This is a genomic window from Rhodococcoides fascians A25f, assembly GCF_000760935.2.
In the GTDB taxonomy this organism is placed as follows: Bacteria; Actinomycetota; Actinomycetes; order Mycobacteriales; family Mycobacteriaceae; genus Rhodococcoides.
Genome location: NZ_CP049745.1, coordinates 143453 through 158151 on the forward strand (window position 1 = coordinate 143453; position 14699 = coordinate 158151).

17 protein-coding genes are annotated in these 14699 nt (G+C 66.1%); 13 read left to right on the forward strand and 4 right to left on the reverse strand.

The window, feature by feature from the left end:
- Positions 1–50 precede the first annotated feature (50 nt).
- The 6 genes from BH93_RS27500 to BH93_RS27520 all read left to right on the forward strand — a co-directional run bounded on the left by BH93_RS27500 (position 51) and on the right by BH93_RS27520 (position 5830).
- The gene (locus BH93_RS27500) at positions 51–365 is read left to right on the forward strand and encodes a transposase (protein ID WP_037174588.1); all 315 of its coding nucleotides are present in this window, start codon (positions 51–53) and stop codon (positions 363–365) included.
- The gene (locus tag BH93_RS27505; RefSeq protein WP_052065205.1) at positions 362–2371 is read left to right on the forward strand and encodes a type IV secretory system conjugative DNA transfer family protein; all 2010 of its coding nucleotides are present in this window, start codon (positions 362–364) and stop codon (positions 2369–2371) included. The genes BH93_RS27500 and BH93_RS27505 overlap by 4 nt, the downstream gene beginning before the upstream one ends.
- Positions 2368–3081, forward strand: a complete 714-nt coding sequence (locus BH93_RS27510; protein WP_080739091.1) for a DUF4913 domain-containing protein — start codon at positions 2368–2370, stop codon at positions 3079–3081. Before BH93_RS27505 ends, BH93_RS27510 begins: the two co-directional genes overlap by 4 nt.
- Positions 3078–3212 (forward strand): hypothetical protein, encoded by a 135-nt coding sequence (locus tag BH93_RS28190; RefSeq protein ID WP_277950851.1) that lies wholly within the window; start codon positions 3078–3080, stop codon positions 3210–3212. The genes BH93_RS27510 and BH93_RS28190 overlap by 4 nt, the downstream gene beginning before the upstream one ends.
- Positions 3209–5083 (forward strand): hypothetical protein, encoded by a 1875-nt coding sequence (locus BH93_RS27515; protein ID WP_052065206.1) that lies wholly within the window; start codon positions 3209–3211, stop codon positions 5081–5083. Before BH93_RS28190 ends, BH93_RS27515 begins: the two co-directional genes overlap by 4 nt.
- A 99-nt stretch (positions 5084–5182) precedes the next feature.
- Entirely contained in the window at positions 5183–5830 is a 648-nt protein-coding gene (locus tag BH93_RS27520; protein ID WP_037174590.1) for a hypothetical protein, read from the forward strand.
- 9 nt (positions 5831–5839) lie between these two features.
- On the opposite strand, the gene BH93_RS27525 is transcribed toward BH93_RS27520, so the two are convergent.
- Positions 5840–7744, reverse strand: a complete 1905-nt coding sequence (locus BH93_RS27525) for a relaxase/mobilization nuclease domain-containing protein (protein WP_242459272.1) — start codon at positions 7742–7744, stop codon at positions 5840–5842.
- Positions 7744–8196 carry a plasmid mobilization relaxosome protein MobC gene (gene mobC / locus BH93_RS27530; RefSeq protein WP_052065207.1) on the reverse strand — a complete coding sequence of 151 codons (453 nt, stop codon included), beginning with the start codon at positions 8194–8196 and terminating at the stop codon, positions 7744–7746. Before mobC ends, BH93_RS27525 begins: the two co-directional genes overlap by 1 nt.
- Before the next feature lie 468 nt (positions 8197–8664).
- On the opposite strand from mobC, the gene BH93_RS27535 reads away from it, so the two are divergent.
- Positions 8665–10194, forward strand: coding sequence for a toll/interleukin-1 receptor domain-containing protein (locus tag BH93_RS27535; protein ID WP_037174591.1), 1530 nt, complete (start codon positions 8665–8667; stop codon positions 10192–10194).
- Positions 10195–10327: 133 nt separating this feature from the next.
- Entirely contained in the window at positions 10328–11539 is a 1212-nt protein-coding gene (locus BH93_RS27540) for a pentapeptide repeat-containing protein (protein WP_165712998.1), read from the forward strand.
- A 2-nt stretch (positions 11540–11541) separates the two neighbouring features.
- Here BH93_RS27540 and BH93_RS27545 read toward each other — a convergent pair whose 3' ends face one another.
- Together BH93_RS27545 and BH93_RS27550 are read right to left on the reverse strand one after the other, a co-directional pair.
- Positions 11542–11889, reverse strand: a complete 348-nt coding sequence (locus tag BH93_RS27545; protein WP_037174678.1) for a helix-turn-helix domain-containing protein — start codon at positions 11887–11889, stop codon at positions 11542–11544.
- Positions 11889–12287 (reverse strand): hypothetical protein, encoded by a 399-nt coding sequence (locus BH93_RS27550; protein WP_037174593.1) that lies wholly within the window; start codon positions 12285–12287, stop codon positions 11889–11891. Before BH93_RS27550 ends, BH93_RS27545 begins: the two co-directional genes overlap by 1 nt.
- A 194-nt stretch (positions 12288–12481) precedes the next feature.
- On the opposite strand from BH93_RS27550, the gene BH93_RS27555 reads away from it, so the two are divergent.
- Genes BH93_RS27555 through BH93_RS27575 form a run of 5 tightly spaced genes read left to right on the forward strand, consistent with a single transcriptional unit; the run spans position 12482 to position 14682 of the window.
- A complete protein-coding gene (locus BH93_RS27555; RefSeq protein ID WP_037174594.1) occupies positions 12482–12904 on the forward strand; it encodes a hypothetical protein in 423 nt (140 codons plus the stop codon).
- Between the two features lie 3 nt (positions 12905–12907).
- The gene (locus tag BH93_RS27560) at positions 12908–13090 is read left to right on the forward strand and encodes a hypothetical protein (RefSeq protein WP_037174595.1); all 183 of its coding nucleotides are present in this window, start codon (positions 12908–12910) and stop codon (positions 13088–13090) included.
- A gap of 37 nt (positions 13091–13127) precedes the next feature.
- Positions 13128–13940: a hypothetical protein gene (locus tag BH93_RS27565; protein ID WP_037174596.1), complete on the forward strand. Its 813-nt coding sequence runs from the start codon at positions 13128–13130 to the stop codon at positions 13938–13940.
- On the forward strand, positions 13937–14356 hold the full coding sequence (locus BH93_RS27570; RefSeq protein ID WP_037174597.1) for a hypothetical protein: 420 nt from the start codon (positions 13937–13939) through the stop codon (positions 14354–14356). Before BH93_RS27565 ends, BH93_RS27570 begins: the two co-directional genes overlap by 4 nt.
- The gene (locus tag BH93_RS27575) at positions 14353–14682 is read left to right on the forward strand and encodes a hypothetical protein (protein ID WP_037174598.1); all 330 of its coding nucleotides are present in this window, start codon (positions 14353–14355) and stop codon (positions 14680–14682) included. The genes BH93_RS27570 and BH93_RS27575 overlap by 4 nt, the downstream gene beginning before the upstream one ends.
- The last annotated feature ends 17 nt before the right edge of the window (positions 14683–14699 follow it).

A 14699-nucleotide genomic window follows, 5' to 3' on the forward strand; every position in this document is an offset into this window, starting at 1 on the left:
TCCTCCTCCTCACCGACCCTGCCCGGCCCCGACACTGCGGTGGCTGCGCGATGAGGGGCCGTCCGTATCCGGCGGAGGTGCGCGAACGCGCCACCCGCATGGTCACCGAGCGCGTTCCGGACTCGCCGTCCCCTTGGGCGGCAATCGAATCCGTCGCCTCCCACCTCGGGCTGCACCCCAACACCGTCCGGCTCTGGTACCGCCAAGCGCAAGGCGTCACCGACGAGCGGCCCCTGCTGCCGAGCGAACAGAACGCCGAAATCACCCGCCTCCGGCAGGAACTCGCGGACGCGCGACGACTGAACGCGGACTTGGTCGCCGGTTCCGCCGAGACCTTTCACCCTACCGAGAGGACGCCACTGTGAGCACAGGACGAGGAGCACGCGGACCCGGAGCAGGCGTCGACCCCACCGTGGCCATGCTCGGTGCGGCCGCGGCGATGGCGATTGCCGCCTACGGCGGTAGCGAGGCGGCGCTGCACCTGGGCAGTCCCCTCTCCGGCGTCGACCAATCCATCCCGGGCAGCCCCATCGCCCTGGTCAAGGGCCTCGCTACCGGGGCGGTGGTCTGGCCGACCGGAGCAACAGTGCTGATGGTCTTCTTCGGCATCCTCGCCCTCGCCGCTGTCGTCGCCGGCACCGCGTGGCTGCTCCGTCGACGCCGCCGGGTGACCCGGGTCGACGACGCCGGCCTGTACCTCGCGCGGCCCCGGGAGGTGGCACGGCTGACCGACAAGAGCTTGCGAGCCGAGATCGCGCGGCTGGGCACACCGTTGACCGACGGTGAGGTGCCGGGCGGGACGCTCGGGCGATTGGTGTTGGGCCCGAACAGATTCGGCGTCACCCTCTACCCCGGCCCCGAAGATGTGTGCACACACATCTGGGGGCCTCGCGTGGGCAAGACGACGTGCGTGATCATCCCGCAAATCCTCGCTGCCCGCGGCGCTGTGCTCACCACCTCCAACAAGCGCGACGTCGTCGACGAGACCCGCGCCTACCGCGCCGAGAAGGGCACCGTGTCGGTGTTCGACCCGCAGGGTGTCGCCCTCGAACTGCCGAGCTGGTACTACGACCCCCTGACCTGGGTACGGTCGGCGCGCCCGTCCGCCACCCGCGCGCTGGCCGACACACCCGGCTCCCCTGACGCAGCCGCCCGGCAGGACGCCCTCGCGGAGCTGCTCGGCTCCGACTTCGTCTCCCGGATGGAACACTCCGCACAGGAGACGAAAGCTGCGATGTTGGCGAACATCTTCGCCACCTCCACCACCGGGGAGAACGCCCGCCGTGATCCGTTCTTCGACCCGATGGGCGAACGGCTGATCACCGGGTTCATCATCGCCGCCGCCGCCGCAGAGCTCCCGCTGCCGATCCTTTACAGCTGGGCCACCGACACGAGCAACCAGCAGCCGGTGCATCTGTTGCAGGAGCATGGGTTCGAGGCGTGGTCGTCCGCGCTCAAAGCGCAGTACACCGCACCGGACAAGCAACGTGGCGGTGTGTTCGCCACGGCCGCCAACATGCTCGGCTGCCTCGCCTACGCCGAAATCCACCCGTGGATCAGCCGCATGGGTGAGCACGACACCCGCCCGGAGTTCGATCCGGACGCATTCGCCGCCGAAGCCTCCCCCACGTTGTATTCGCTGTCGATGGAGGGCGTCGGTGAGTGCGGCGCTCTGGTGACCGCACTGACCGTCGCCGTCACCGACGCACTCGTCGACGCGGCGACCGCGACACCGAAGTCGATCGACCCGCCGCGTCCCGCCGGCAGGCTACGAGTGCCCGCGACGTACGCCCTCGACGAAGCAGCGAACGTCGTGCGCTGGAAGGATCTACCGAACCTGTACAGCCACTTCGGATCTCGCGGAATCCTGGTCTCGACCATCTTGCAGTCCTGGTCGCAGGGTGAGGAGTGCTGGGGCCAGGGCGGGATGCGCAAACTCTGGGGTGCATCGACCGTGCGCGTCTACGGTGGCGGTGGCTCGACACAGGACGGCCGGTTCCTCGACAACGTCTCCGAAGCGCTCGGGGATCACTGGGAGATGACCGAAACCGTCTCGAGCGGCCGCGGTGGCCAGTCCCGATCGCAGCAACGCCAGCAGATCCGCACCTTGACCAAAGCGGACCTCGTGGCCATGCCCGCCGGGCGGGCCGTGCTCGCCGAAGTGTCCAAATGTCCAGCGGCATTGGTGGAGACACTGCCCTGGTACACCGGCCCGTACGCCGAAGAGGTCGCGGCCGCGAAGGAGCGTGCCGGTGAGGACCCCACTGTCGCCGCCCTCGACGACGACCCGGACCCCGACGACCCGACGTCGGTACTGCCCAAACCGGTCACCCGCCTGCCTAGAGGTGTGAGCCTGGAGAAGACCGCATGAGCATCGACGACACCCCACCCGACGACGAGTTCGAGGACACCGAATTCGATATCGCCGACACCGGCGAGCCCCAGCCGGGCGATCTCGACGCGGCCGGAACGACCCAGCCCGACGTGCCGATGGAGATGCCCCAGCAGGTCATCGACGGGGCGGTGAACCGCAGGCTTCGTCAGGAAGCCGACCGGATCGTTGCCGAGCTCTACCAGGCTCGGATGACCCCGGAGCTGACGCAGCAGATGTACGACGCGACCCTGCGCGCCCTGGATGCGCAGATGCTCCTCGACGTCCGCGCAGCCGAGGCTACGGCCGCGGCCGCCGAAGCCGCTGTACGCGATCCCGCAAAGCCGTTCTACCGCAATCGGTTCGAGTTCTTCGAGCAGTTCCTCAGCGAGGTGTACCGCCGGGACGTCGTCAACGGAGGCCAGAAGAAATGGTGCCTGATGTGGTGGAAACACAGCGAAGCAGTCCTCGTCGTCGACGCGTTGTGGCGATCGTGGGAGAAGCTACGCGTCGACCCCGGAACAGGAATGTCGGTGTGGAAGAAAGACCACGCCGACCACCACATGAACGTGCTGTTCGACCCCAACGGCACCTTCCAGGACTGCTCGGTCAAGAACGGCCACCGCCCCCTGCCGCCGATTCCGTCCGATCCGATCCCCGCCGAGCTGCTCGCCGAAGAGGTCGACGATTCCCCGGTGACCGAGGCATGACGGCCGAGCAGCCTGCGGAGCAGGCAATCGCCACCTGGGCGGTCCTGATCGCCAAAGCCGACGCCCTCGACATCCTCACCGACGACGACACCGCCCCCACCACACACACCGAAACCGAGGTATCCCGATGAGCACCGAACACGGCGACATCGGCCGCGAGAGCGGCGCAGTCCTGCGCACGATGTTGCAGGTCGCATTGCAGGTCAGCGAACAGCTCGCCCGCCGGCGCGAACAACGCCTCCGCGAGGCAACCGCCGCCAGCGAACGGCAACGCCACGCCCTCGAGGGACGACTGCGCGCCGAACAGCAGTCGGCCGAGACGGCACTGCGTGCGGTACATCGCGAACGCTGGTGGGCCTCTGCGACGCCGGAGCAGATCAGCGAGCAGGTCCGATTGGCCCACACCTGGAAGGACCGCTCCCCGATCGCCGCAGACACCGCCGATGTCATCGACGAACAACTGCGCGCCCGCTACGGCATCGCTCGTGATCGCGAGAACCTGGATATGGCCGTGGTCAGCATGGCCGTCCAACGCGACATCGAACGTCACCGCGCCCGCGAGGCCGCCGGCGAGCAGTACACCAAAGACGGGTTCACCGTCCTCGAGGAAGAGCCCCGCGGCCCCGGTTTCGTCGATGCGCAGTACCTGCGCACCGGAGAAGGCTTCGACCAACCGATCACCGACGAGCTCGTGCGCCGCGATCCCGCCAAATGGGCGGTACACCTCGTCGACGGACCCGACGGTGTGCCGGTGCCCGAGTACTACTGCACCGACGTGGCCGCACTGCCCGACGTCGACCACGAGCGACCGCAGCTCGCACGGGTATGGGAGGACAGGTACCTCGACAGCGCACCACCGGAGCGGCTGGCCGATCTGCACCACATCACTGCCACCCCTGCCACCGACATCGCTGCCGGCCGCGCTGCCGGGCAGATCCGCGAACGGTTCGGCGTCGACGTCGACGCTCTCGGTAGCGATGCCCGTGCCTCTCTCGGGGCGATGCTCACCGACATCGATGCTGCCCGCCGTGCGCCCGCCGCTGCCGAGAAAGCCACTGCCGCAGTCGGCCGCGAGGCTGCCATCACCGCCCTGATGGACCCGGCCGCTGAGATGGACCGCAGCCAGGTCGCCGCGGCGTGGCAGTGGTACTCCGACAGGCACCCCCGCGAGGCGGAACACCGGCTCTACGGCGGTGTCCCTGCCGCCGAGACCACCGGTGCACCCTTCGAGGCGTATCTCGATCACGTGGCCACCGAATGGGCCGCACAGCACCACCCCGATCTGGTGCACGAGAACCCCTCCGACGACCAGCGCGACGAGCTGTTCAAGGCGTGGACCGAACAGACCGCATCGGGCTACCCGCGACTGGACGACGACGCCACCCGCAGTGTGCTCGGCCCGCCGCCGCCGGTGACCTCCACTGACATCGAGACCGTGGCCGAATGGGCGCGGCACAGGATCCCCAGGGACTACGAACGCTTCACCGAAGGCACCGGGAAGACCAAGGAGACCGGCGAGCTTCATCTGCGGCTACGGTTCGACATCCACCACGCCCAGGAATGGGCGAACGATCACGCCCCGGCCCTCGCTGCCAAGTACGTCCAGGCAGAACAGTCCACTGACCGGCCCGCCTACCTGAGCGCGCGGGAGGAATTGATCGACTCGTGGAACGCAGTCGGACGACCGTTCGATGCGCAATTGGCCGACGAACCGGCCCGCCGCGATGCCCCGGCCCTCGAGAAGGCGGGCGCAGCTGTGTCGGCTGCAGCCGAACCCGGTGCGCCCGCCTACGACAGTGCCGAACGCCGCGAGAAAGAGGCGACCGACCTTCTCGCCGCCGGCGTCGACGAGGAAGCCGTCAACGCCCACCGCCTGGCCGATATCAGCAACGCCAAACCTGCCACCGCCATCGACTTCGACCCAGGCACTGGCAGCCCCAGAGCCAGCAAGGGTGATCGCTCGAAAGGCAAAGACGTCAGTCAGGACCGCAGTAGCCGATAGTCAGCGCCCGCGTGCCCCGTCGACAGCTCTGTCGGCGGGGCACGTCGGTGCGTACACAACATTCGATTCGAACCGAGAAAAGATGGGTGAGGGCAGATCATGATGGTTCTGGCTGTGGGGGTCTACGCCGTGGTCGTTGCGGTGCTCGGGGTAGCGCTGCTCAAACACTGGCGGCGTCGAAAGGATGGCAAACCGGCCGCGGTCTATGCGGCGTTGGGGGCCGGAGTCCCGCTTCTGGCGATGATGGTCGGCGTCGTCGCGATTATCGTGGCGGGCTCGATCACCGGACCCGACCCACGCTATGCCACCGGGTACGTGGTCATCATGGTTGTTGCCTGCGGGTCGGCCGTGGTGCTGTGGACCATATGGGGCTGGGTCCGCACCCGCGAGCATCTGGAAGCACGCAAGGCCGCTCGACAGCTCGGCACCCCGCCGCCGAAGTATTTCTTCGCGCCCTGGGCAGTGGGCGCGGCGGTTCTTCTGATCGGCTGGGGTCTCGGCGTGTGGCTGTCGTCGTACATTCCACGGGGACTGGGTTGGTGGTACGAAAGCCACGGCCCGGTAACGATGGACGAACTGGAACGGATCGTCGACCGCTGGATCTTGGGGCTCGAGATCTACTTGGCGTCGGTCCCGGTCGCTGCTCTGGTTGCCGGGGCTTGGCGGTGGAGACAACGTCGCCGGTACGCAGCCGAACTGCGCGAGCAAGCAAGGAAGCGGCGACTCGGCGAGGACGATCCACGCTGAACCCGACCCTCAACGTTCCAACCCGCGATCGTCGCGGCCGACCTCGCTTCCACTCGACGCTTCGGGACTGCTCTTGCCCGACTCGCCGCGTGTGCGGCGCGATTCGGGGCCGGCCGTACTGGCCTTCGCGATCCGGTAGGCGTTCAGTGTCTCCTCGTCCAACGTCGATTCGTCGACCGCGGTGGCCTCGGTCTGCCGCTCCGGCGGGCGGTGAGTGCCGCTCACGAGCCGGGAGACCCGCAATCCCTCCGCCGCATCGGCCGACAGATCCTCTCGCTCGCCGGACTGAGCACCGGTCGCACCTGCTGTAGGGGTGTGGGGGTGGGCCGCCGAGATGGGCACCTCGGGGCCGACGCTTGCACGTGCCGAGTCGACCCCGACACCGCTGCGCGCGGCAGCGATATCCGGTGCGCCGTACCGCGCCGACAGAGTCGAATGAAGCCCGTCGAGCTCACCGCTACGAACAGCCACCAATGCCTGCGAACGAGCCAGATCATCAGCCGCTCTGTGTGCGTCCGCGAACGCGTCGACCGTCCGCATGAGCTGACGCAACAACAGCACTTGGCTGGCACCGGAACTACGGATCTGGGTCTGCATCAAGATCAACGCGACCCCGCCCGCGCTGGCCCTCTTGTCGACCACCGGTGTGCGCAGGTGCGCCGGGATCTCCGCAGACCGCGCCAACGCCGCCGCCGCCGCAGCCAACGGTCCCGGCGTGGTTTCCACCCGCGACGACCATGCCGCGAACACACCCGCCGTGCGGCCCGCTGCCCGCGCCCACTGAGCGTGATCGTCCACCGGGATCGAGGACAGGTAGCGGTTCCACGTCTCGACGTCGCGAGCGGCACGCGTCATCAACTCCGGGTCGATGTTCGCTCGTTCGCGGCCACCGGTCACCGTCACGGCAGCCCCACGCCGCGATGCGCTCCACTCCTGCTCGGCCGCCGTCGTTGCCGCCGGCGAGGTGTCCCATTCGTCGCGCAGACGAGGCAACGTCAAGTCCTTGGCCAACCGGCCACCGCCGAACCACACCGGCTTGATCCCCGCCGCCCGCTCGGCCTTGCTCGGCGTCGCCGCGACGGAGTATCCGATCACCGAACCCGACGTCGTTCCGGTCGCGTACCGGGGACGCACCAGCAGGTTGTCCCCGCGTAGTCGACGCACGAACTCCGCTTCGGTTTTCGACGCCGTTGCCGCTGCCCGCACACGCCGTTCGATCGTGCGGCGCACCGGCTCCGGCAGTCCTGCCTTCTTCGCCTTCTCCAACTCCGCCGGCGAGACTCCGCGGCTACCGCGCTGCTCCTCCCGCGACAAGAGCACTTCCAGTCCGTGGCGGCGCTCGAGGACGTTGCACGCCTCCTGCGAGCGCGGCCGATCACGGTAGGTATCGACCTTCGTTCCGTCCTCGCGAACCAACGACGCAGCGATGTGAATGTGGTCGTTGCCCTCACCGGACAGGCCGTGTCGCACCGCAACCCATCGCGCGGACGGGCGCGGATCGTCCGGGTTGTCGAAGCCCATCTCCTTCATGAAGTCGGCCGCGATGGCAGCCCACTTCTGGTCCGAGAGCTGGCCCTCCTCCGCCTTGAGTGAGAGCGAGCAATGCCAGACATGGGCGTCGAACTTCTCCGCCGACCGGGCGGCGAGTTTCGTTGCGCCCTCGGCCATACGGGCCTTCACCTTCTCGGTGTCGGCCCACATCACCGTCGTACCGAACTGGCGGCGCGGCATGTCGAGTTGATGCGCCACCGACAACGCCCACTGCTTGTCCAGCCGCTCCCCGACCATCGACGCGTCGACCACACTCGAATGCCCCGCAACCAGGTGCGGATCGGTGTGCTCGTTCGCCTTGCCCGGCCCCTGCAAGTACACCAGCAACCCCGCGGTCTTCGATCCACGGGAAATGTTCGCCATCACCGCGAGACGTCCAACATCGCCGCATCGATCCGAACCAACGTCGCCTGCAACGCCCTCAACGCATTCGACAGCTCTGACGCCAGATCCGAGTCCACAGCACCGGTCGCGTTCGTCGCCTTCGCAATCTGGTTGATGTTGCGCCCGACCTGCCCCACCGACACCGACAACCCATACATCCGATCAGTGATTTCCAGCTTGTCCGCCGGCGGAAGACCGGTCACCGACCCCGCCGCCGTCGGCGTCAACGCCGCCTCCAACAACAGCCGCGGAACCGTCACCCCGAGCACCCGAGCCCGCGCCTGAATCGCAGCCTCTTCCTCGGCCGACGCCATCACCTGATGCGCGAACGGGCGACCACCATCGACGTTCGGCAACCGCCGACGACGCAGCGAGCGAGCGATGTTCTTTGCGGCACTGCCCGCCTTCTTCCCCTCGCTTTGCTCGCTCATCTCACCACCCGCCCTCCTCCTTGGTCACCACCGCACTTTCGGCCCAGCGCAGCGACCCCACACCTGGGGACTCACACGCTCAGTGTGGCAGCCATTCCGGGACCTGTCCAGGAATGGACCTCATTTACCGTAGGTAAATATTAGCTTGCTCCGCCTGGGGCACTCTGGTGGCTCGCGGAGCCTGCGCAGTGGGTCACCAGAAAAGACGCTCAGGACGAGCGCCGCGAGTTCCGATTCAGCGCGCCGAAGGTGCGCGGCCGGCGGTTGTCCCCGGTTGTGGATTCGGACCCGATTGTGGGTGCCTGAGATCGAGCGGAGCGGCCTGGGAACTCTCAGACATCCACATGAGGACGCAGTCCGATCCCCAGTTGGGGGCAACCGCGGTTGGCCTCGATCGAAGGGCAGGACACACGCGCCGGGCGTTCCGACCCGACTGCCTTCGCCACTAATGTCCTCTAACCTGACCGGGTGCAAGGAACAGCGGCGAAACATGTGTTCATCTCCTACGTTCGAGAAGACAACGAGCACGTCGACAAGCTCTGCAAACTGTTGGACGCCGCGAACATTCCGTACTGGAGGGACCGTAAGGACCTCGGACCAGGCGATGCCTGGAAGGCGAAAATTCGTGCTGCGATCGAGTCAGGAACAGCAGTCTTCGTCGCCTGTTTCTCGGATAGCCAACGGAACAAGAGTTCCTCGTACATGAACGAAGAATTGACGCTGGCCGTGGATCAATTTCGGCGCAGACCGCCGAACAAGACGTGGCTGATCCCGGTGCGATTCGATGACGGGGAGATCGACGATTGGGACCTGGGTGCGGGCCGACGTCTCTCTGACTACAACTACGCCGACCTCTTCGGCGACGACTACCCTGCGAACGCGATCACTCTCGTTGCCGCGATCAATGACGTTATCGGCGGTGCGTCACCGGATTCGACTACTGTTCGCGCCTCCATCGAGGAAGCCGAGGCATCCGAGCGCCCCGCAATGCTCAAGCGGGTCACCAAGCAACTCCTACTGGTGCCAGCCAAGCGGATCGAACTGGACGAGTTGCTCGCCGAAGAAGCCACGCGGCTACTCACCCTGTTGCGCGACGAGAATCGCTTCCCGACCACCTTCACAGCTGGCGTGTCAGACAAAGGCGTGGAGCTGCACCTTGCGGAGATTGCCACCGACTACTGGACAGTCATCGAGCCGTTCTGCTGGTCACTGCAGGTCGCTGCCCGCTACGCAGAATCCTCGGACCAACTGACCCTGTGGACCGATACTCTGCGGGCACTACATAGCTACGCGACGGCACCGATCAGCGGCAACACAGCGCTACTGAAGCTGCGGTACATACCGCTCATGGCCGCCGTCGTCACCGCCGCAGTAGCCACTGCTGGAGTCGGCCGGCTGGCCAACTTCCGAGCACTCCTTGTAGATGTCGTTGTTCAACCTCAGAGCTACGGCACCACAGATCCAATCCCACTCGGAAACGCTGTCTCGTTCTACACGCCGTTCACGGAAGCTGGTACCACCGTGGCGAGCATCGTCGCACTCGCTGCCCGCGATACCTACGATCTGACAACGGCCACTGCCGCCCGCCTCGAAAACACGATCGGCAATCTCCGTAAGCCCGCTGCAGACTGGATGTTCGAGGTGCTCCGCCCAGTATTCGTAGACCAGTTCATCGACGACACCGCATATGCACAAGCATTCGATCGAGCCGAGGTGATGCTCGGTCTCTTCTCCCAGGATGTCGAAGCCCAGTCGGCCGCAGCGAACGGCTATCAATGGGCAAATCACTCGTCGTGGTTCGGTAGATCGACATGGCGCAGCGAGCAATCCGGACACTCCCCCGTCGACGACTGTGCACGAGAACTTGCCACCGCCGGCGGTGATTGGCCACCACTCCTCGCCGGACTTTTCGGCGGCAACATCGATCGCGCATCCGCAGCGATAGCCGCGTACTCCGACGACTTCAACAAAGTTCGGTCCCAAGACCGCTTCAGCTGAACAGGCAACAAGAACTCATAGCCAACAGCTCTCGCGGCGCGGCGTAACGAAACTCGGCCAGTCCGCCGAGGACAATCAGCCCATGAAGTTGGGGAAGCTCGTCGGATGGGGCACAGCACTGTGGGCACTACTAGTGGCCGTGGTGTTCCTGTTTCTTCTCTGGCTACAAACCGGCCAGCCATTTCATCTGTGGAAGTTTCTCAGCTCCGCCGAACCTGACCAACTCTTCAATGCTGCGAGAACGGCGGCCACCCTTCTCGGTGTCGCCGGTCTGGGTGGAGCAGCGCTGATTGCATACCGCCGACAAACAGCAACCGAAACAGCACTCGTCGACGAACGAACCAAAGCGCTGCACGAACGATACGGCGCGGGAGCCGAGCAGCTGGGGCACAATTCCGCCGCAATTCGGCTGGCCGGCGTCTACGCATTGGCCTCACTCGCCGATGACTGGCATGCACACCGCGCCGGCACTCGCGAACGACAGGTCTGCATCGACCTGTTGTGCGCCTATCTGAGGTCACCCGCACCCGACGCCGGTACCGGTACCGGTACCGGTACCGAGAAAGACGTCCGCGGCGCGATTTTGGACACGATTCGCCGACGGGTCACCACTCTGATCGGTGCGGCCAGATGGAGGAGAAAACCAGACTGGCATACGAGAAGGTTGAACCTACGCGGGGCCGACCTTGGGGGTGCCGACCTCTCCCAATCCCTACTCGCCCACGCAGATTTCACAACCTCCAACCTGACAGCCTCCAACCTCTCGTACTCGTCGTTCTCTTACGACTTGGTCGAACCAGACCAATTCACAGCCGATCTCCAAGCATCGTTCGCGAACCGTAAGATTCCGCCTCGCCGGCTACGTCCGCGAGATCACGTCACCCACGCAACCATGGTGTGGACATCCTTTGAAATGGCTAACCTTCACGGCGCAGATTTGAGCGCAACAAAGCCGCTGTGGGTGACATTCAACCGAGCCAACATGCGCAGTGCCGACCTCACACAGGCACAACTCGCGACGTCGGACTTCACCGCCGCAATCCTCACGGGAGCGGCGTTCGACGGCGCTCACTTGGCCGACTACCGAAGCGGGGACAATCCCGCTCCCGCAGCCAGATTCGTAAAAGCGACACTTGTCGCCGCGTCCTTTAGAGGCGCTTACGTCGGTCATGCGGACTTCACGGGAGCCGACCTGACCGGGGCCGATTTTTCTGAAGCCACAGGCCTCGAACATGCGACATTTACCAACGCCATCTACGACAAGACAACCAGGTGGCCAGCCGGCTACTCACCTAGCCGTGCGGCTGTACAACCGCATTCACGCAACGACGCGTCTGAGCGCTAAGGTCACGCGAAGGCGTCGAGGTCGAGTGCGATTTCGACGCCGTCCTTTTCGACGACGATCTTCGGGTGCACAGCACCGGTCGCAGCGAGGTACTGCCGCAAAGTCGACAGCAACAGATCGTCCCGGCCCTCGATCCGCGACACCGCACCCTGATTCGTCCCGAGCAATGCCGCCATCTGAACCTGAGTGAGGTTGCCGGCCTTCCGAATGTCCGCCAACCCTTCGGCGTACACCCGGTTCATCGTCTCCCGCTCGGCCGCGAACTCGCGCACCGTCTCCGCAATCGCCGGCTTGGTACGCAACTGCTCGATCCGGTCGTTCGCACGCCGGAACGACTTCTTCTCGCTCATCACTGCTCCCCTTCCGCGGTCTCCCGCAACCAACGCTCGATCGCGACATCAGCCCGTGCGCCGACACCGTCGTAGAACACATCACCCATCCGCGCCTTGTCGGCCGCGAACAACGCCACCACCACCGAACTACTGCCGGGCGGGAACCAACAGATCAACCGCAGCGCGATCTGCGCATCGAACGGATGCGCTGTGCGCCACACCGGAAACTTCTTCGACTGCCGCACCCTCTTGAGGTCCGGCCGATCCTCCAACGGAACACCGTCGAGCTCACGCAACTGCACCAACGCATCGGTCACCCGAGCAAGCACCCGCACCGACGCAGCATCGCCCGCGTCGGCCTTCGCCTCCACGCGATCGAGCCAGTCGAAGAACTCTTCCGGTGCATCAACATCCACCACCCGAGTATACCGCGCACGGCATATATCACGCAAGGCATATCAAGGGTCGGTGAGATGCATCTTCTGGGCCGATTCGATACCGTTGTCCTCGGATATCGGACGGGGTATGAGCCGCCCGAGACCGCGTTGTCAATCAGCGCTGCGCACTTGATGGTGCGCGCGCTGCACGCCGTCTCCGGAAGGTTCCACACATGTCGCTCACCCCTCTCGACCCCACCACCGTTCGCGCCGCCGCACAGGCCGCCCTCGAGACCCGTCTCGGTCTGATCGACGCCATAGTCGCCGCGCAGAACGAGCGAACCATCGCCGCCGCGAAAGTCGCCGAAGCTCAAGCCGCCGAACGCGCCGCTGCCGCCGCCGAGCTGGCCGCGATCAAAGCCGCACTCGACGGCGGCTGGTCCGCCCCCGAGCTCCGCAAGGCCGGACTGAAAGTCCCCACCTCTGCCGTCTCCGGCAAGAAAACCGCGACCACCGCGGCCACCAAGACGGCACCTCGGCCCCCGCGCCTGCAACCGTCGTCGACTCCGGCCAAGACCGAGGACAACGCTCCCGAGTCGACCGGCGGTGAGGTTGAGCAGAAGTCGCCGGATGAGAGCTACGCGAACGCGAGCTGACCGATGACGTATCTGGTCGGCTCGACCTGGGTTCTGGTGTTCGTCGGTGTCGTCGCGGCAGGTGCATCCGGGCTACGCCTGGCTATCGCCGATAGCTGCGAGCCGATGGATCGAACCACCACCGCCCTGTCTGCGGCCGCCGCGGTGTGCGGCCTCGCTGCACCCGCGCTCGTCGCCCTCGCGTAACCGCTTCCTTGCCCGGACCTATCGAAGGCAGACCTTCATGGACACCACCGATCCCCGCTCACTACCGCCGGCCGCAGAGTCCTACTCGGCCGCGCCCTCGACTCGTACGCTGATCGAAGTCGAGATCTCGACCCTCGACCAACACGGCGACCCCGGGTTCGTACACACCCGCGGGCACTTCCACTCCCCCTCCACGGCGGCACGGTTCGCGGTGAGCCAAGCAGAAACCGTCGCGGACCACCGCCAGGTCGATACCGTCGCCGCGACATTCACCCAGACCGTCGACGACTCCCTCTGCCTCATCGGCACACCCGGCGAGATTGCGTGTGCTCTGGCGTCGATGTCGGTCTACGCAGCGGGTGTCCGCTCTGCGGAGCTGCCGCCACCGGGCTACGTCACCACCGCAATCGGGGTTTGGACCGCCACACCGATCGAGCCGCTTCCCGGCGTCGACCCGGCCGACCTGATCGACGTCATTGTGCGCTCGACTCGTCCCGATCCGTTGCCGGACTCGACCACGGTGGCCGGCGACTTCCCCGCTCACTCGGCGCACATCTTCGCCGGCGCTCTCGCCCGCGAGATCACGATGCGCAGCGGTGGCCACAGCGAGGCGGCCGTGAAGACAGTGCCCGGGCAACGCAGGCTCGTCGTCGAACACCCTGTGGAGGTCTACGACGCAGATGCCGCAGCTGTCGCCCGCTACACCCGGATCACGCAACTGCGGGCGAACATCGCGGCCCTCGATCCGGTGGCCGACGCCGAATGCGCAGTCGGCCTCACTGCCGAGCTGCATGTACTGGACAGCCATACCCGCCGGTCGTTCGACGACGAATCGGGCGCAGTGGCGTGATCGATATCCAGTGGCACCTCAGCCTGGTCGGGCACCGCACCGCCGCCGAGATCCCCGGTGTGATCGAGCGCCTGCAGGCGTGCGGGATCACCTCGGAGATCCTCGACAAGGTTCTCAGCGCCCCGGACTCGCTGCTGTACGCCCCCGAACGCGACGGCGAGGACTGGGCGCACGATTACGGCGGACCTACCGGTGCGGCACTGCTCACCGCCGAACTGCTCGCCTTCCTGTCCCATCAGCACCGCCTCGCTGCCCTGATCCATCGCGATCTGATCACCGGGTTGGTGGCCACCCACCCCAGAGACACCGTCGCCGGACATCTCGGGATCGCCGAAGCCGCAGTGGCCCGACTGTCTCTCGTCCCTCCCACCTCGCCGCCCACCGGCGACGCACCGACCGAAGGACCCACACCATGAGCACACCCGACTCCCCCGCCCTGTCCGACCTCGACAGCATCGAACTCGCGGTCCTCGCCGAACTGCGCTCACCGGAAGCGGTGGCCGCGTTCGAGATGCTGCACGGCACCGTTCCGGTGGAGACCGGATCGCGGTTCGCCGAGCTGCTGGCGATCATCAACGACATCTCGGGCCCGAACTTCGCTGTCGACGCATCGTTGAATCTGCTCGACGCGGTGCAGGACTCGGGCGACCTCGCGTTGGTCGTCGCGGCCGCGCCCACGCTCGACGATCCGATCACCGCGCTCGCGCTCGCTCAGCTGTTGCGCACCATCCGCCAGGACTGACTTACGCCACCTGAATC